This is a genomic window from Exiguobacterium sp. s130 (assembly GCF_018619055.1).
Taxonomy (GTDB): Bacteria; Bacillota; Bacilli; order Exiguobacteriales; family Exiguobacteriaceae; genus Exiguobacterium_A.
The window spans coordinates 484107-501351 of the sequence record NZ_JACSNI010000001.1 but is presented as its reverse complement, the minus strand read 5'-3'; the positions used below and the strand labels follow the sequence as shown (position 1 = coordinate 501351).

Genomic DNA, 17245 nt, shown 5'->3' with positions numbered 1-17245 from the left:
TGTCTGTCTATGACAGACCGCTTGATTCACGGATAACGGTGTGAAAGACCGGATTCGCTACTACGACTTCACAAATCGTGCTCCCTGACGAGTTCACGGTTGTTACCGACTGGTTCGCACCTTCCACCAGCTCTCTTGACGGCACCTTTCCCCTACTACTTCAGTTCCATGCATTTGACTATCTTTTTCTAGTGTAATCTGTTTCTTCCTCAAGCGTCAACGCTTCCGTAAAATTTCCTCGATTTCTGCGTGTGATTGCGCGACATGATCCGCTTGCTCTAAGCGTTGCGTTGGCATCCGGTCATCAAGAAGCGCAATCACTTCCATGCCTGCTGCTTTCGCACCAATCATCCCGTTCGCAGCGTCTTCAATGACGAGACAGTTCTCGGGTGCGTGTCCAATCCGCTCTGCCGCAAGTCGAAAAATCGCGGGATCCGGTTTCGAACGGATGACTTCTTCTCCACTGACGTAGTGCGTGATCGGAAGCCCATAATGACGGATGACACGTTCGATTTTCTGAAGTGAACTCGAAGAAGCAATGCCGATATCGTAACCAAGAGTCGCCGCTTGTTCGATGACTTGTGTGACGCCTTTTTTTAATCCACACTCCTCCGGCTTTGCATGAATTTGAAACAAGCGATGTTCTTCCTCAAGCAACGCACTAGCTGTTTCTTTCAGCTGATGCTGGGCGACGAGTTCTTCCCACATTTCATCTCCTGTTTTTCCCATGAACGTCGCATACTGAACCGGATCAAGCGGAATCGATAACCTTTTGAACATCTGTTGATGCACTTCAAAGTAGCGAATCTCACTATCTAAGATAACCCCGTCCATATCAAAAATCAGACCGCGTTTTTTCACGATAACTCCCCCCTTTATTGATCGATCCTGACTTCAGCATATCAAAAAAACGACTACATGATGTAGTCGTTTTCATACTCTCATTATCTATTTAACTAGTTGCCACCTGAATACCAGCTTGTCGATACGCCGGAAAATAATCGGAATCAGCATTTGATCCGTATCGTACGCAGAGCAAATCATATAGTGATGGCTGCAGGATGGATTTTCCTTGATGATACTCAAATAGTCGATATCCAGTGTAACGGCATTTACTCTCAAAAAGACTATCCCGTTCTTGATACCCGCCCCCAAGATGTTGTTCGACGAGTCCCCGTGCTTTTGCCTGAAGAATTGCTTCGTACTCAAGTCGCTGATTCGGGAACATCTTCGCTTCATCCCGCTTACAGCCGATCAAATGACCGTGGGCGTATTCTTTTCCAAGCAATACGAAGTATCCCCCAACCGCTTTTCCATCGATTTCCGCCATCAGTAATAAGGGCTCACAAAGTGGGGTCGTCTCCATCAATTGCTCAAAATACGTCGCGGTAAAATAATAATGAGCCGAGGCATTCTTCCGGTCCATCGTTTTATGATACAACGCTAAAAAAACAGGTAGATCGTCCCGTGTTCCTGTTCTGACGGTTAAGGGTGAAGCAAGCGATTTACGAATCATGCTTCTCGTCTTCTTATGAAATGTCTGCATGATATCTTCAAGTGAAGGACGCAAATCAATACTCGTCGTATGACGGATGAAGGAAACTTTTGTCCAGTCCTGCATAAACCGTTCATTACCTGTTAACGGATTAAAGCGGATCATTTCCGAGACGATCGATTCTTGCTCCGCCCACCTCTCAAAGGATAAACGAGCCTGCTGAATCTCGGACGCAGTCAGTTGACCGATGATTTCCGGTCCGCCATAGCCGTACGGTGTAATGAGATCTGAATAAGGCGTATCAAAAATACGACGCTTCAAAAAAGGATAAAACAGTGTTCCTGCATGACCTTCATAAAGAAATAATACCGCTTGCTCAGACGGTCTAGTGTTGAGCGTGACGTATTGGTGACTATAGAAGATATCAAGAGGCTGTTTCTGTACGTGTGTCGTCCAAGTTGCGGCATCTGTGATGAATTGACACCTTTCCATCCGTGCACCTCCAGTCAAAAAGAAGCAACGTTCATATGACCTTTCTTTTCAAGTTCTTGATTAGAAAGTACCCGTTTCTTTGCCGAAATATTCCATATTATTAAATGTTTGTTTTATAATTTTCGAACGAATGATGTAACAAAAGACAGCTGATCTATCATCCGCTGTCTCACAAGATAAAGCTCATGATGTAGTTTTAGGAATAGCACGAAGGAAGACAACTCCTGCTAACAGGATCAATCCAATTAAGGTCAAGAAAACTGCTGACATACCTGATAAATCGTAGATCAAACCTCCAACTGTCGGACTGATCATCCGCCCTGCTGAAGCAGCGATATTAACGTATCCTTGGAATTCTCCTTCTTTTCCGATTGGCGCAAGTCGCGCCGCCATTGCAGGAACCGCTGGCCAGATGAACATCTCACCGATTGTCAGAATGATCATCGCCATGAGGAACATCTTGAAGCCGCCTGCAAACGGAACAATCAGATAAGAGAGAAGGAATATCCCTGTCCCGGTCATCAGTTGGCGTTTCAAATCATCTCCAAACCAACGAAGAATTGGTGTTAATAAAGGTTGTGCGAACACGATAAGCGCTCCATTGATTGTCCAAAGAATCGAGTACTCGGAAATCGTGACACCGAGCGATTTCGTATGGACAGCAAAGGTCCCTTGCCATTGCACATAAACGAACCAAAGTAATGCATAACCGATCGAAACGAGCAACATCGTCCGTGCGGATCCGCGCGAAAGTGGCGTGCGTGTCGTTTCGATCTCGTCATGTGCCGCATGCATCCGCGCTGGCGCCTGAATCCAGGACAAACCGACAAACAAAATGATGGCAAAGACGATATAGAGAACGAGATTGGCGATGAAGATGTACTGAATCGAAAAAGCAGCAATTTGACCACTAACAGCTGTCCCGAGGGCTACACCGACGTTTTGCGCGACATAGATCGCATTAAAGGCGCGGCGTCCGCCTTCCGGCCAGATGACGCCCGTCATTGCGTAGATCGTCGGGAAAACCATACCACCGACGAATCCAATCAATCCAAGCATCGCGACGTATCCAATATACGTCTGATGAAATAGCAACAAGCCGACGGAAGACAGGACAAGTCCGATGACACTGATGACAAGCGTCTTCTTTCCGCCGAGTCGGTCAAACGCTTTTCCGCCTAAGTAGTTCCCAACGATTGCTAAGGCTGAGTTGACGAATAACGCCATTCCGGCTTTTGTCATCGACTCCCCTAAATATTCATGAATATATAATGTATTGAACGGCCATAAAAAAGAGGATCCCGTCGTATTGATGGCCATCGCAAGGACGAGGATCCAGACCGCTTTTGGTAATTTTGGCATACCTTTGGTCCTCCTATTTCATTCTCAACCTTGCCACTTTACGCAATCCCTCCCCCGCCTGTCAAGCCACTTCACTTTTCGTCAATGACTCAAAAGATGGTATAATGCAGGAGGAATCATACATACGATGATCATGTATAAAGAGAAAAACAGCCCATAGGAACAGGAGTCTATGCCATGTCACTTGCCCGTGTACTACCTTATACGAAACAATTACTGGAGTCCGTCATCGAACCTGGTGACTGCGTCGTCGATATGACTGCCGGAAATGGACATGATACGCAGTTCTTAGCAGAATGCGTCGGTCCAGAAGGTAGAGTCCTTGCGTTCGACGTCCAAGCTCAAGCCATCGAGGAATCGACACGACGTCTCGACGAAGCCGGAATGTTAGAACGCGTCGATCTTTATCACGAAAGTCACATCCATGTTGGTGCGCGTCTTTCGGACGAACGACGGCCTGTTCGTGCCGGCGTCTTCAATCTCGGATACTTGCCTGGAAGTGATAAATCGATCACGACGACAGGTGAAGAGACGCTTGAAGCACTCGACGCTCTCCTCCCGGTACTTGCACCTGGTGGTCTTGTCGTCCTTGTCGTCTATCACGGTCATCTTGAAGGAAAACGGGAACGCGATGCTGTCCTAGATTACGTCACAGCCCTTGATCAGCAAGGTTATGCCGTTCTTCAGTACCGCTTCTTGAATCAACAGAATCATCCACCGTTCATCATCGCGATCGAGAAAAAAGTGCGCTGACAGTAGAAATAAAGAAGTGATGGCTTCCGCTATGGAAACCATCACTTTTTTCATTCTTCGACTAATTTAAAAAACAACAATAATTTTTCCGCAAACCGTGTATTCAACCGTTCAAAGCTGAAATGCGGGAAACCGTGTAGACGTTGTAAGTAAATCTGATCGCCACCCATTTTCCGACATACTTCGAGTGTCAGTTTGACGTCTGCGAACTGATCGTCTGGTGCATAAAAACAAGCCAAGTTTACACGAGGCAGTTTTTTTCGTTCCTCGTCATGTACGACGATCTCTTCTTCGATTTCCCGGTACTGCGCATACGTCAGTTCACCGATGCGAACGGTATCTTCCGTACTTTGACCAAACGGCAACGTACCGAGTGGCGCATCGGGACGGAAACGATCAAACGCACTCGCGAAGACTTGTTTGACACCTCCGAGTTGTTTCGACGGATGCCAATCAAACAATGGTGAAACGAATGCAAGACTTGCGACTGGTAGTTCATATTCTTGCAATAGACGATTGACGACGAGTGCGCCCATGCTACAGGCGATGATATGAATCGGTAGCTTTCGTTTTCCTGCTTCGCGTAATGCTTCTTTTAACAGTTGACCGTGCTCTTCAAACGAAATGCGACGTGGTGCGTCGACGAGTAACACTTCATACTCTCTTTCGAGTACTCGAATCAAAGCTTCACTCGGACGGGCACGCAGTTGTAACGGATAGACTAATACGATGATTCCTGTTGGTTGTTCAACCACAAACTCACCTCTTCACTTCATAATTCCATTTCACGATACCTTATTTCAAACGCAAACGAAACCGTCCCGAGACGGATTTCACGAGGCAACATGGCGAAGACGAACGACTGATTCCGCTTGCCCAAACACTTCTTCCGTCATCTCACTAAGTTCTTCAAAACCAAATGAGGTCAGGAATTGACGCGCTTTATAGTTACGTGCTTCCACGTAGACTTCGAGTGGGACGGCTCCTTGTCGTTCGAGTTCACGAATCAGACGTCTTCCGATTCCGTTTTGCTGATATTCCGGCAGGACGTAAAGCCGAATGATCTCCCATGTTCCTTCGACATCAACAGCATGAATGAAACCGACGATTTCCTCGTCGATGATTCCGACATAAAAATACTCTCCCCGTGCTTCTTCCGCTGTCAGGATCGCACGAACGACTTCTTCTTGCGGATACGCCTCCTGCACGAAATGCGCTTTCGAACGTTCGGAATAGATTTCTTCATACGTATCCATCCAAGATGTGATAGCAATGTCATGAATACGTCCTGCATCAGCTGGAATAGCTTCGCGTATTTCCATAATCGGAACCCCCCTTTATACTCATACAAATCGACTCATGTACTTTTACCCTTTTCTAGAAAAAACATTCGTTTCCTGCAAAGTTCCGCGGAAACAAAAAAGCCCGAAAACCCAAGTAGGATTTCCGGACTTTTTGATTATGCGAAACGTTTTGCTTGTTCTTCAAGAACTGCTGCTTTATCTGTTTGCTCCCATGGAAGCTCAACATCTGTACGACCGAAGTGACCGTATGCAGCTGTTTGACGATAGATCGGACGACGGAGATCAAGCATGTTGATGATTCCAGCCGGACGAAGATCGAAGTTTTCAGCAACCAATTCGACGAGTTGTGTTTCAGGAAGTTTTCCTGTGCCGAATGTATCAACCGCGATTGATACTGGGTGTGCGACACCGATTGCGTAAGCGAGTTGAACTTCTGCTTTGTCTGCAAGACCTGCAGCAACGAGGTTCTTCGCGACGTAACGTGCTGCGTATGCAGCTGAACGGTCGACTTTTGTTGGATCTTTACCTGAGAATGCTCCACCGCCGTGGCGTGCGTATCCACCATACGTATCAACGATGATCTTACGACCAGTCAATCCAGCATCTCCTTGTGGTCCGCCAATGACGAAACGACCAGTTGGGTTGATGAAGAATTTCGTTGCTGCGTCGATGTATTCAGCCGGGATGACTGGTGTGATGACGTGTTCTTTTAAATCAGCTTGGATTTGCTCAAGCGTAACTTCTTCCGCATGTTGTGTCGAGATGACGATCGTATCGACACGAACCGGCTCGTTGTTCTCGTTGTATTCGACCGTGACTTGTGTTTTTCCGTCCGGACGAAGGTAGTCGAGTTGACCGTTTTTACGCACTTCTGCCAAACGGCGTGCGAGACGGTGCGAAAGCGAAATTGGAAGTGGCATGAGTTCTGGTGTTTCTTTCGTTGCGTAACCGAACATAAGACCTTGGTCTCCTGCACCGATTGCATCGATTTCTGCATCAGACATGCTACCTTCACGTGCTTCAAGCGCTTGGTCGACACCAAGAGCGATATCTGCTGATTGCTCATCGATCGATGTCAATACAGCACATGTATCCGCATCGAAACCGTATTTCGCGCGTGTGTAGCCGATTTCACGAATCGTTTCACGAACGACTTTTGGAATGTCGACGTAAGTGGATGTCGTGATCTCACCTGCAACGAGAACGAGACCTGTTGTAACAGAAGTTTCTGCCGCAACACGTGCGTTTGGATCCGCTGCAAGAATCGCATCGAGGATTGAATCCGAAATTTGGTCACAGATTTTATCTGGATGACCTTCAGTGACTGACTCCGACGTGAATAGTCGGCGATTAAGGTTTGTCATGTATGACCCTCCCAAAAAAGAATTTGACGGTGTACTCATTTCCCCTAGTTGAGTGGGACGGTAAAATGAAAAAAACCTTTCCAAGTCCAAAAAATGGTCAGGGAAAGGTTGTGCGTTCTTCCTTTACCCTCTTATCGTTCGAAGTGTTTACTTCGCTTCAGGAGAGCACCTTTTCCCTCATTAATATATGAATTAATGTAGGACGGTTGCCGGGTTTCTTCGGGCCTTGTTCCCTCCACCTGCTCAGAATAAGAGTATCCGTTACGAATTACATGATATAAAGTTGTACCTACTCTGTCAAGCAAGGTTTCAAATTCTAGTCGAAACTTTTTAAAAGAGATGTTAAACTATTAATGCTGAAAGCGTTTCCAGATAAATAGAAATCAGCACCAGAAAATGATTGCGCTCTCTTTAGTATGTCATATATAATAAATGTGTCATACTAAATTCAGTGAGCCAAAACCAACGTAGGGGAAAGGTGGGGTCAGGATGCCGATGACGGTCCTGAATATCGAAGAACTACTCAAGAAAGAGCATGTGTTCAAACAACTATCTGTTGCTGAACTTGTCGAACATGCGATTCGAAACGAAGAAGGTGTCCTTACTGAGAACGGCGCACTATCTGTAGAAACGGGGAAATTTACAGGTCGTTCACCAAAAGATAAGTTCATCGTCCGTGATTCTTCCTGCGAGTCTCACATTGATTGGGGTCATGTTAACCAACCGATGGATGGAGACAAATTTGAACAATTGTTACAAAAGGTTCTTCGTTACATGAACGAAGCCGATCAGCTCTACTACACAGAAGCTGCTGCTGGGGCAGATACGCACTTCACCCTTCCGGTTCGTGTGCTCACACAATACGCTTGGCATAACCTGTTTGCCAAACAACTCTTTTTACGCGAGTATCCTGAAGTGGCTGCCTTCGAACCGTTCACGGTCGTCTACGCGCCACATTTCAAAGCAGATCCTACCGTTGACGGAACGAATTCCGAGACATTCATCGCCATGTCGTTTGAACACCGGATCGTCTTGATCGGTGGAACCGAATATGCGGGCGAAATCAAAAAATCGATTTTTTCCGTCATGAACTACCTCTTACCACAAGAAAATGTCCTTTCGATGCACTGTTCAGCAAACGTCGGACACGAAGGCGACGTCGCCTTGTTCTTCGGTCTATCCGGTACTGGTAAGACCACCCTGTCAGCAGACGATAGCCGTCAATTGATCGGTGACGATGAGCATGGTTGGTCGCATGACGGCGTCTTCAACATTGAAGGTGGATGTTATGCGAAGACGGTCAATCTGTCACGCGAAAAAGAACCGCAAATTTTTGATGCGATCCGTTTCGGAACTGTCCTTGAAAACGTCGTGCTCGATGAATCTCGTCATCCTGATTACGATGACACATCGTTGACTGAAAATACACGTGCTGCTTATCCGATCACAGCGATCGATAACATCGCTGTCCCATCACGGGCTGGTCATCCGAAGACGATTGTCTTCTTGACGGCTGATGCGTATGGCGTCTTGCCTCCGATCAGTAAGTTGACGAAAGAACAAGCGATGTATCATTTCCTATCAGGTTATACATCAAAACTTGCTGGAACAGAGCGTGGTATCACGGAACCGGAAGCAACGTTCTCGACATGCTTCGGTTCACCGTTTCTTCCACTGATACCTGAAAAGTATGCGACGATGCTCGGAGAACTGATTGATCGTCACGGTGTGACCGTTTATCTCGTCAACACAGGCTGGACAGGCGGTGCTTACGGGACAGGTAGTCGAATGAAGCTATCGTATACACGGACGATGGTCAACGCTGCCGTCAACGGAACACTTGCAACGATTCCAACAGAAGAGCACCCAATTTTCGGACTTCATATGCCACTTGAAGTTCCTGGTGTTCCAAGTGAATTACTCAATCCGGTACGCGTCTGGTCAAATCCTGACGAATACAACACACAAGCGCGTTCGCTTGCTGAGAAATTCCAACATAATTTCCTTCGTTTCGAAAGTGCGACGGATGCGATCAAGTCAGCAGGTCCATGTCTATAAAAAAAGAGCCTCAGGGCTCTTTTTTTTATAGAATGGCATCTGTCTCTTCTTGAAGATGCATCTCTTTTTGCATAAGCCACTCCTGACTTTCCGTCAGTAACGCATATGCTCGCGGAAGTGATACACCTAACCGTTGACTGAGCAATTCGAACTGTTCGAAATCACCGCGATCTGCGCTGATCGCAAGCACTAGACAATCCCGGAACGGATGGTCTTTTCCTTGGAGGACAATCTTCAAGGATTCCTCGATTGGCAATTGATCGATGATGTCGTCAATATCAACGGACAATAACGCATCGATATGCGATAACAAGCCGATCATATAGGCACTCTCTTGTTGCAACGTCCTTGTTTCTGTTGCAAACAACTCACAGAGCTTTGCGCAATGTAAGGAAGATCGCAGCAACTCATTCGACCATTCATAAGGACTTGCGAGCTTCATTTCACGTAAGACAATTAACGAAATCCAGCTTTTAAGTTGAGCAAAGCCAAGTAGTGAGATCGCTTGACGAACGGAACTAACCGTATTGCGTAATCCCACTCCCGGAGAATTGATCAGTTGTAATACCTGGATGCTGATATACGGATTGGCTTCGATCTCGTCAATGACTTCATCGTACTTCTCATCCGTATCAAGCCATTTCAGCATCTTTAACAACACCGGCAATTGTGGTGGGACAGCTTTCCCTTTCATCAGCATCGGTTTAGCATAAAAATAGCCTTGGAACCAGTCATACCCCATCTCAAGACAACGTGTATGATCCTCGTGCGTCTCGACACGTTCAGCAAGCATCTTAATATGAGGATAATTACGTCGAACGATATGCAAAATGGCACTTTGCTCGCGAGGGGAAATTGCCTCGATGTCGATTTTAATTAAATCGATCAATGCAAACAATTCCGCTCCGTACTGTCGAAGTAAATCTGTCACAAAATCATCAAGTGCTAATGTGAAGCCTGCTTCTTTCCAAGTATGCAGAACAGACAACATTTCAGTATCAATATCAACTGTCTCTAAAATTTCAATGACGAATCGGTTAGGATCTAAATAATGAATCAGATCACTTTTCAACAAATCTGACGTAAAGTTGACGAAAAGTTTTTTTCCTTCCGCGACATGTTCCACCCCCATATGGACGAGTGTATTCGTCAATACATCCATCGTCGCTAAATCTCCATCAAAAATAGTCATTTGCTTAATCGAACGATACAATAATTCAAATGCGTCAATTGATCCAACTCGATTAACGATGGGTTGACGTGCTAATAAGATATCCATCGTTCTCCTGCCCCCTCCATTGTCCTCAGATGGTTTCTATTATATCAAAGTTTACTTTTTAGGAGATTATTGTTTTTTACAATGTATCAATGGTCTGTTTTTTCAATCTCTATGCTTCATCTTCCAAAATACAAAAAGCAATACGACAAACATCGTATTGCTTAAATCATGTATCATATCGGTTCCAAATGCCTGTCTCGAACCAAGTCAAAATATCACGCGTCACACGTAATTTTTCATGGATCGGGAATTGATGTGCATACGCATAAGTCTGAAGCAGGGTTTGGTCGGGATGACGTGCAGCATAAGCCGTCGCATGTCGTAACTGAACGTTCTCATCATACGCACCGTGAATCAATAATACTTCACCTTGAGGAGCAACATGAAGCGGCGAGCGCACCTTATACGCCTCAGGTACGGTGTCTGGTGTCCCCCCCGTATAGCGACGCAACATCTTTTGCATCGTCTTCTGCTCCTCGTAGGTCCATGTCAACTCGGTCACGCCTGCCCACGACACCGTCCGCGAAACTGGACGATGATGAGCCAGAAGTAATGCCATTTGCCCCCCACGAGAAAATCCGAATGCATGAACATGCGAGACACGTTGTTGCAACCAATCGAAAGCACTGCATGCGTCTTCGACATCCCGATATCCGAAATCTTCTTTTCCTGTTCCGCCTAAGTTTCCCCGATAGAAAGGTGCCATGACGAAAAAACCAGCCTGCGCGAACGCGAGCAGCCGTGTCGGTCGAACCATTCCGATAGATCGTGTGCCACCTCGCAAGTAGAGAATCCCCTGTCCGTTCGCGACTTGCGGAAGTACGATATAGGCACCGACGCGCTCCCCGTCTGCCGTCGTATAGAACATCCGAAACGTCCGAAACGGACCTTGCCGCGGAAGTTCAAACCAATCGGCGTTCGCTAAGTACACGGAGTGTCTCCGGAAGGACGCGGTCCTTCATCATGAAACTGTATTGTCGGTTCGTATCGAGACGATCAGGGAGTTCCTCGAACAGAAAAGCACCATCTGTTTCATCTACAGCCAAATGGGATGACAGCGATTCGATTTGTGCGAAGTAGATATTTTTGATGATCGTATCCCCTTTTCCGGCAACACGATATTGCCCGATATACTTCAAGGAATCGATTTTCCCGCCTGTCTCTTCCATCACTTCACGACGTGCGGCTTCTTCTGCCGTTTCACCCGGTTCAACCTTCCCACCAGGAAATTCATATCCGCGTTGCTTATGATGGGTCAGCAACCATTTCCCTTCGTACACGGCAATGACCCACACATGTAGAGGACGATCCGAGAACGGATGGTCCTCAAAACTTAACTCCACTTGATTTTGATAATAATCCAAGAATGTAATCACGTACGTGCACCTCATTTCTTCTTCTAACTTCACTTTACCTGTTTCACGGGTATTCTAAAAGTGAAAACGCTAGGATTGCCTATAAATCTGGAAAATGATTACTCGTCCTCATCTCGTGAACGTAAAAAAACAGCCGATGTTCCACTAAGGAACAATCGACTGTCGTTTTGTATTATTTCAAACGTGCTTCGAGTTCTGCTTTTTCTGCTTCGAATCCTGGTTTTCCAAGAAGAGCGAACATGTTTTTCTTGTACGCTTCGACGCCTGGCTGATCGAATGGGTTTACTCCAAGGAGGTAACCACTCATCGCACATGCTTTTTCGAAGAAGTAGAACAGGAATCCGAGGTGATACGGTGTCATCTCTGGAAGTTCGACTGTCAGGTTCGGAACTTGTCCGTCCGTGTGTGCAAGCAATGTTCCTTCTGCTGCCTTATCGTTGACGAACTGAATCGACTGTCCTGCGAGGAAGTTCAATCCATCAAGGTCCTGAGCGTCTTCTTCAATCGTCAACGCGTGACGCGCTTGTCCGACTTTAATGACTGTCTCAAACAGATCACGACGACCTTCTTGGACATATTGTCCCATTGAATGAAGATCAGTCGAGAAATCAACTGCTGCTGGGAAAATACCTTTGAAGTCTTTTCCTTCAGATTCGCCGTACAATTGCTTCCACCACTCTGATACGTAATGAAGTGCTGGTTCGTAGTTGACGAGTAGCTCGATCGTTTTCCCTTTCGCATACAATGCATTTCGGACGACTGCGTATTGGTACGCTTCGTTGTCAGCTAGGTTTTCGCTCGCGTAGCGCTCTTGTGCGTCACGTGCCCCTTGCATTAACTCTTCGATCGAAATTCCTGCTGCTGCGATCGGTAATAGACCAACTGGCGTTAACACAGAGAAACGTCCGCCGACATCATCTGGAATAACGAATGTTTCGTATCCTTCAGAATCTGCGAGTGTTTTTAATGCACCGCGGGCTTTGTCCGTTGTTGCGTAAATCCGGTGTTTCGCTTCTGCTTTACCGTACTTTTCTTCCATGAATGCTTTCAAGAGACGGAACGAGATTGCCGGTTCTGTCGTCGTACCTGATTTTGAGATAATGTTGACCGATACATCTTTTCCTTCAAGTACTTCAAATAAATCATGCAGATACGTTGATGAGATATTATGCCCTGCATAGATGATTTGTGGTGCTTTACGCTCGTCTTTTGATAACAAGTTATGGAATGAGTGTCCAAGCATCTCGATTGCCGCACGTGCACCGAGATACGAACCGCCGATTCCGACGACTAGCAACACATCAGAATCCGACTTGATTTTTTCTGCAGACGCTTGGATACGTGCAAACTCCGCTTGATCGTAGTTCGTCGGAAGATCTACCCATCCTAAGAAATCACTTCCTGCACCTGTTCCTGCATGAATCGCATGGTGGAGCGTCTTTACGGTCTCCGTCATGTGTTCTACTTCATGTTGACCTACGAATTGTAGGGCTTTCGAATAATCAAAACGTACTGTTGACATGCCATCGTCCTCCTTATTCATTCGCAACGAAATGCGACCTTCCTTTTCATTAAAACGCAAGAAGGAAGGTCGTTCAAGTCTTTTGTGAAAAGATTAGCAAATGTTACGAGTTGTTATAGGGCAGCTGTCACGATTTGACGAACATCCTCGTTTCCGAGTGATTTGAAGTTTCCGAAGTCACCACGAGTCATTGCTGACTTGACGATTGAATCGACTGTATCTTCTTTGATGTCGTAATCCGCAAGGCGGTTTGGTGCGCCGAGTGATGTCCAGAAAGCACTAATCGCGTCGATTGTCGCATGTGCTGCTTCCATCTCTGATTTACCTTCCGTGTCGACGTTAAAGACGTTCTCACCGAGTGTGACGAAACGATGTGCGTTTGATTCATCGAGTACGTGGCGCATCCAGTTCGGGAAGAGAATGGCGAGTCCACCTGCATGTGGGATGTCATGAACAGCCGAGACAGCATGTTCGATGTTGTGTGATGCCCAGTCGCCGCGTGCTCCCATTTGAAGAACACCGTTGAGCGCCATCGTACCAGCGAAGAGAATCGTTCCACGAAGTTCCACGTTTTCGAGATCGTTAACGAGTTTTGGTGCTGCTTCGACGACTGCTTTCATGACACCTTCTGTCATGCGTTCTTGAACCGGTGCATGTGCAGGATGGAAGTATTGTTCGAGACAGTGACTCATCATATCGACGATACCGTAGATCGTTTGATCTTTCGGTACGCTGACTGTGTATTTTGGATCAAGAATTGAGAATGTTGGGTACGTAAGCGGACTACCCCAACCATATTTCTCTTGTGTTTTCCAGTTCGTGATGACCGATCCTGAGTTCATCTCAGAACCTGTCGCTGCAAGCGTCAAGACTGTTCCGAATGGAATGACTGTTTTTGGTGTCGCTTTACCGATGACGAGATCCCATGCTTCGCCTTCATACGGGATACCTGCTGCGATCAATTTCGTGCAGTCGATGACAGAACCGCCACCAAGTGCAAGTAGTGCGTCAACGCCTGCTTCACGTGCAATTTTAATTCCGCGTTCTGCAGTTTCGATGCGCGGGTTCGGTTCGACACCGTCGCATTCGACGTACTCGATTCCTGCCGCATTGAGTTCACGTGTGACATCATCATAGACGCCGTTACGTTTAATACTTCCGCCGCCAAACACAAGCATGACTTTCTTCGCACCAAGTGATTCGAGTTGTGGTTTCAGTTGGCTGACTTGACCGTCACCAAAAATAAGTCTTGTTGGATTGCGATATTCAAAGTTTTCCATCTGTGTTGCCTCCTCATTAAGTAATGAACACCTTACATTATCCACACATTCCCCTTTCGCATCTAATTTAATGCTTATTGCATGTAACAATCGCAAAAAAAAAGAGAACCGACCGATGTCGATTCTCTCATGTGGCTTATTTTTGGAAGTTTGATTTTTCAATCCATTCTTCCAATTTACCTTTAAGAACGTTGAATCCAGGTGCTTCTTCTTGTTTGAAAGCAGGACCTGCATCGCGACGTCCAGCGTTTTTGCGTGGACCTTTCGCGCGTGCTTCACGTTTTGGAGCTTCCTGAGTTGCTTTGATCGAAAGCTTCATTTTTTTGTTAGCTTCGTCGATGTCGAGAACTTTAACAGTTACTTCATCGCCAACTTTTACGTAATCGTTGATGTCTTTTACGTAATCGTGTGAGATTTCTGAAATGTGGACGAGACCTTGTGTTTGCTCGTCAAGTGCTACGAAAGCACCGAAGTTTTGAATACCAGTTACTTTACCAGTAACGACTTGGTCTTTTTCAAAGTTTGCCATAATGTATACACTCCCTAACTAAATTCATCAACTTATAATAACACACTTTTCTTGTATCGTAAAAAATATTTTTGGAATTTGTTTATTTTTTATTTCACAAGGGAACATTTTAGTAGCAAGACTTCAAGTATTCCCCCTGATTCTGCCGAACTTTCCGAGTTCGGCCCTTTTTTTGTTCTTTTACTCAATTGACCTAAAAAACAGATACCGAAAAGTGATGGGAACGACTTTCAAAACGCTCTAATAAAAACGGACAGTCTCGGTCTGATCGCTTTCCGCGGACAAGCCCTCATGCCGCTTCAGATGCGTCGCATCTCCCAGGGTCATGACGACTTGTTTTTCCGCAGGAGTCGAGCAGAAACTCACCTGTCCTAGCGTAAAGGAAATATAGAGTAGAAGCAATGATAAATTAAGAGGGACATTACTTACTTAAAAATCAAACTGCAATTGACAATGACCGTTCACAAATGAAGCTGAACGAAAGTGTTCTTCAATCCATTTATCGCGACGAAAATGTCCACATACCCAGTGTGCATTACGATAGTGCGGTTTAATAAGGCACATTCGAAGTCCTCCTTTCCTTTAAGCAAGGAAGGATTACTTTCAGCTTCGAACAAATAAAATTGTTTTACTTGAGGCACATATGTAGTATTGTTTGATTAAGTTCTTAACAACACTATTCTTGTTCGAATAGACATTGCCGTGTCTGTTCGAACGCAACGTGCAGCTGAGAGTTAACTCCCTCGCTGTACTAAGCAGTTGCGATTTCGCAGCTGCTTTTTTTGTACACTTTTTCGGACCACCTCCTCTGATATCTGAATTTTCGATTATTTCAACCATTAAAAAAAGGACTAACTGAATAGTGTAAACAAAACTTTATCAGTTAGTCCCTTCCACATGCTTTTCATTTCACTTACAAATCGTCGAATCCATTCGCATCCGTTACTTTCGCATATGAACGTGATTTTTGTTCGAAGAAGTCCGATTTCGTCGCGTTCATCGAATCATCTGAATATGCCCGAATCCATGGCATGACGTCTTCGTCGTGTCCTTCGTAGAGGTCCGACAAACCGATGACGCGAAGGCGTTTGTTCGCAAGATATTTGACATAGTCACGCATTTCACTGACGTCCAGACCGTCTAGATCACGCAAGACATATTCGCTCCATTCGATTTCAAGATCCACCGCACGCTTAAACGTGTCGTAGACGAATTGTGTGAATGAGCCATCTGCATCAATTTCAGGATGCTCTGACAAGACAGCACGTAATAACTGGCTGATGAAGTACGAGTGTTGCAATTCATCACGTTGAATATAGCTGATCATCGTCGATGTTCCGACCATCTTCTGATGGCGTGCTAGGTTATAGAAGAAAGCAAAGCCAGAATAGAAGTTGATCCCTTCAAGAACTATTGAAGCAACGAGTGATTTCGCGAAGTTCTCTGGAGTCCGGTTATTTTGGAAATCTTCGTATAAATCAAGAATGAATGCATTACGCTTCATGACCATGTCATCGTCTTTTGCGATATCGAAAATCCGGTTTTGTTCAGCCAATGGAACTAAGCTGGATAAGACGTAGCTATACGATTGATTATGAACGACTTCCTGTTGCGCGATGATGGCGAGAATCGCATGAACGGATGAGTCTGATGTGAACATCGCTGATTCCAAAATATAACGTGTCTGAACCGAGTCAAGGATTGAGAGTAGCCCAATGATTCGTTTGAATGCATCTTGTTCCCGTTCACTCAATTGATTCCATTGTTGCATGTCTTTTGACATTGAAATCTCATCTGGAATCCAGAAGTTCGATAACAGTTGTTTGTAAATCGAGTAAAACTGTGGATAGGCAATATCGTTCCAATTGACGATGGCACTTGTTTCGCCACCGATGATCGCTGTCGCGCGGTTTGGATGACGTGCATCAAGCAGTTTGATTTTTTGTAGCTGTTCCATGTGCTTCGACTCCCTCTTGCTGTAATTGAAGAATGGTCCGTCTTGTCCATTCCTTGACGAGATGCGGGCGATTGCGTGGCGACTGTTCGATTTTCAACAGTTCTCCGGCAAGCGGGATCCCGAATTTCGAGAGGTGATACGCCATCTCATCGACGGCGCGACAATATTTGACGAACATCTTATCCCCTGTTCCAAAAACAGCTGCCTGCGGAATCGCATGCGTGCTCTCCTTCAAAACCGTTCTAAGACAGTCGCGCATATCGTCGGGTAATTGCCCATCGCCCCACGTATACGAACCAAAATAGACGATATCATAAGGCATTAACTGATACGTCGTCACTTCGTCCGCAAACAACATCGTCGGCTCGATTCCCATCTCAGAACACGTCTTCGCGACGAGTTCTGCCACCTCCTCCGTGTTTCCACTCAATGACGCGTATACGATTGCTGCCTTCATGATATCGTCCTCCTTAT

The 17245-nt window shown here is 45.8% G+C and carries 16 protein-coding genes, 1 riboswitch and 1 other annotated feature (1 of these 18 running past the window's edge); of the genes, 2 read left to right on the top strand and 14 right to left on the bottom strand.

Annotated features, from left to right (window positions below; all coding sequences use genetic code 11):
- Window positions 1-178, bottom strand: a binding site (T-box leader); it reaches 45 nt to the left of the window's first position.
- A gap of 38 nt (window positions 179-216) precedes the next feature.
- The 3 genes from HZS85_RS02520 to HZS85_RS02510 all read right to left on the bottom strand — a co-directional run bounded on the left by HZS85_RS02520 (window position 217) and on the right by HZS85_RS02510 (window position 3349).
- A complete protein-coding gene (locus HZS85_RS02520; RefSeq protein ID WP_035406128.1) occupies window positions 217-861 on the bottom strand; it encodes an HAD family hydrolase in 645 nt (214 codons plus the stop codon).
- Between the two features lie 91 nt (window positions 862-952).
- Entirely contained in the window at window positions 953-1987 is a 1035-nt protein-coding gene (locus tag HZS85_RS02515; RefSeq protein WP_214852724.1) for a peptidoglycan bridge formation glycyltransferase FemA/FemB family protein, read from the bottom strand.
- 183 nt (window positions 1988-2170) lie between these two features.
- Window positions 2171-3349, bottom strand: coding sequence for an MDR family MFS transporter (locus HZS85_RS02510; protein ID WP_214852721.1), 1179 nt, complete (start codon window positions 3347-3349; stop codon window positions 2171-2173).
- Window positions 3350-3505: 156 nt separating this feature from the next.
- On the opposite strand from HZS85_RS02510, the gene mnmM reads away from it, so the two are divergent.
- Window positions 3506-4102, top strand: coding sequence for a tRNA 5-(aminomethyl)-2-thiouridylate-methyltransferase MnmM (mnmM, locus tag HZS85_RS02505; protein WP_255344364.1), 597 nt, complete (start codon window positions 3506-3508; stop codon window positions 4100-4102).
- A gap of 50 nt (window positions 4103-4152) precedes the next feature.
- On the opposite strand, the gene HZS85_RS02500 is transcribed toward mnmM, so the two are convergent.
- The 3 genes from HZS85_RS02500 to metK form a co-directional block, all read right to left on the bottom strand.
- Window positions 4153-4857 (bottom strand): serine aminopeptidase domain-containing protein, encoded by a 705-nt coding sequence (locus tag HZS85_RS02500; RefSeq protein WP_035406117.1) that lies wholly within the window; start codon window positions 4855-4857, stop codon window positions 4153-4155.
- 78 nt (window positions 4858-4935) lie between these two features.
- Window positions 4936-5424, bottom strand: coding sequence for a GNAT family N-acetyltransferase (locus tag HZS85_RS02495; protein ID WP_214852718.1), 489 nt, complete (start codon window positions 5422-5424; stop codon window positions 4936-4938).
- Between the two features lie 137 nt (window positions 5425-5561).
- Window positions 5562-6770 carry a methionine adenosyltransferase gene (gene metK / locus HZS85_RS02490; protein WP_214852715.1) on the bottom strand — a complete coding sequence of 403 codons (1209 nt, stop codon included), beginning with the start codon at window positions 6768-6770 and terminating at the stop codon, window positions 5562-5564.
- 128 nt (window positions 6771-6898) lie between these two features.
- Window positions 6899-7025: riboswitch (SAM riboswitch) on the bottom strand.
- 234 nt (window positions 7026-7259) lie between these two features.
- Here metK and pckA point away from each other — a divergent pair.
- Window positions 7260-8828, top strand: coding sequence for a phosphoenolpyruvate carboxykinase (ATP) (gene pckA, locus HZS85_RS02485; RefSeq protein WP_214852712.1), 1569 nt, complete (start codon window positions 7260-7262; stop codon window positions 8826-8828).
- Between the two features lie 25 nt (window positions 8829-8853).
- On the opposite strand, the gene HZS85_RS02480 is transcribed toward pckA, so the two are convergent.
- From HZS85_RS02480 to HZS85_RS02445, 8 genes are all read right to left on the bottom strand, one after another.
- Window positions 8854-10107: an EAL and HDOD domain-containing protein gene (locus HZS85_RS02480; protein ID WP_214852709.1), complete on the bottom strand. Its 1254-nt coding sequence runs from the start codon at window positions 10105-10107 to the stop codon at window positions 8854-8856.
- 166 nt (window positions 10108-10273) lie between these two features.
- The gene (locus tag HZS85_RS02475) at window positions 10274-11038 is read right to left on the bottom strand and encodes an alpha/beta hydrolase family protein (protein ID WP_214852706.1); all 765 of its coding nucleotides are present in this window, start codon (window positions 11036-11038) and stop codon (window positions 10274-10276) included.
- Window positions 11010-11483 (bottom strand): RNA deprotection pyrophosphohydrolase, encoded by a 474-nt coding sequence (ytkD, locus tag HZS85_RS02470; RefSeq protein ID WP_035406108.1) that lies wholly within the window; start codon window positions 11481-11483, stop codon window positions 11010-11012. Before ytkD ends, HZS85_RS02475 begins: the two co-directional genes overlap by 29 nt.
- A gap of 172 nt (window positions 11484-11655) precedes the next feature.
- Window positions 11656-13005, bottom strand: coding sequence for a glucose-6-phosphate isomerase (locus tag HZS85_RS02465; protein ID WP_035406105.1), 1350 nt, complete (start codon window positions 13003-13005; stop codon window positions 11656-11658).
- Window positions 13006-13118: 113 nt separating this feature from the next.
- Window positions 13119-14285, bottom strand: coding sequence for an iron-containing alcohol dehydrogenase (locus HZS85_RS02460; protein ID WP_035406102.1), 1167 nt, complete (start codon window positions 14283-14285; stop codon window positions 13119-13121).
- A 136-nt stretch (window positions 14286-14421) separates the two neighbouring features.
- Window positions 14422-14814: a S1 domain-containing post-transcriptional regulator GSP13 gene (gene yugI, locus HZS85_RS02455; RefSeq protein ID WP_012371159.1), complete on the bottom strand. Its 393-nt coding sequence runs from the start codon at window positions 14812-14814 to the stop codon at window positions 14422-14424.
- 913 nt (window positions 14815-15727) lie between these two features.
- Window positions 15728-16771: a ribonucleotide-diphosphate reductase subunit beta gene (locus HZS85_RS02450; protein WP_214852703.1), complete on the bottom strand. Its 1044-nt coding sequence runs from the start codon at window positions 16769-16771 to the stop codon at window positions 15728-15730.
- Window positions 16740-17228, bottom strand: coding sequence for a flavodoxin domain-containing protein (locus HZS85_RS02445; protein ID WP_035406096.1), 489 nt, complete (start codon window positions 17226-17228; stop codon window positions 16740-16742). The genes HZS85_RS02450 and HZS85_RS02445 overlap by 32 nt, the downstream gene beginning before the upstream one ends.
- Window positions 17229-17245: the final 17 nt, after the last annotated feature.

Coding starts and splice junctions, on each gene's coding strand:
- HZS85_RS02515 (WP_214852724.1), bottom strand. CDS start 1,987: ATGGAAAGGTGTCAATTCATCACAGATGCCGCAACTTGGACGACACAC.
- HZS85_RS02510 (WP_214852721.1), bottom strand. CDS start 3,349: ATGCCAAAATTACCAAAAGCGGTCTGGATCCTCGTCCTTGCGATGGCC.
- HZS85_RS02495 (WP_214852718.1), bottom strand. CDS start 5,424: ATGGAAATACGCGAAGCTATTCCAGCTGATGCAGGACGTATTCATGAC.
- metK (WP_214852715.1), bottom strand. CDS start 6,770: ATGACAAACCTTAATCGCCGACTATTCACGTCGGAGTCAGTCACTGAA.
- pckA (WP_214852712.1), top strand. CDS start 7,260: ATGCCGATGACGGTCCTGAATATCGAAGAACTACTCAAGAAAGAGCAT.
- HZS85_RS02480 (WP_214852709.1), bottom strand. CDS start 10,107: ATGGATATCTTATTAGCACGTCAACCCATCGTTAATCGAGTTGGATCA.
- HZS85_RS02465 (WP_035406105.1), bottom strand. CDS start 13,005: ATGTCAACAGTACGTTTTGATTATTCGAAAGCCCTACAATTCGTAGGT.
- HZS85_RS02460 (WP_035406102.1), bottom strand. CDS start 14,285: ATGGAAAACTTTGAATATCGCAATCCAACAAGACTTATTTTTGGTGAC.
- yugI (WP_012371159.1), bottom strand. CDS start 14,814: ATGGCAAACTTTGAAAAAGACCAAGTCGTTACTGGTAAAGTAACTGGT.
- HZS85_RS02450 (WP_214852703.1), bottom strand. CDS start 16,771: ATGGAACAGCTACAAAAAATCAAACTGCTTGATGCACGTCATCCAAAC.
- HZS85_RS02445 (WP_035406096.1), bottom strand. CDS start 17,228: ATGAAGGCAGCAATCGTATACGCGTCATTGAGTGGAAACACGGAGGAG.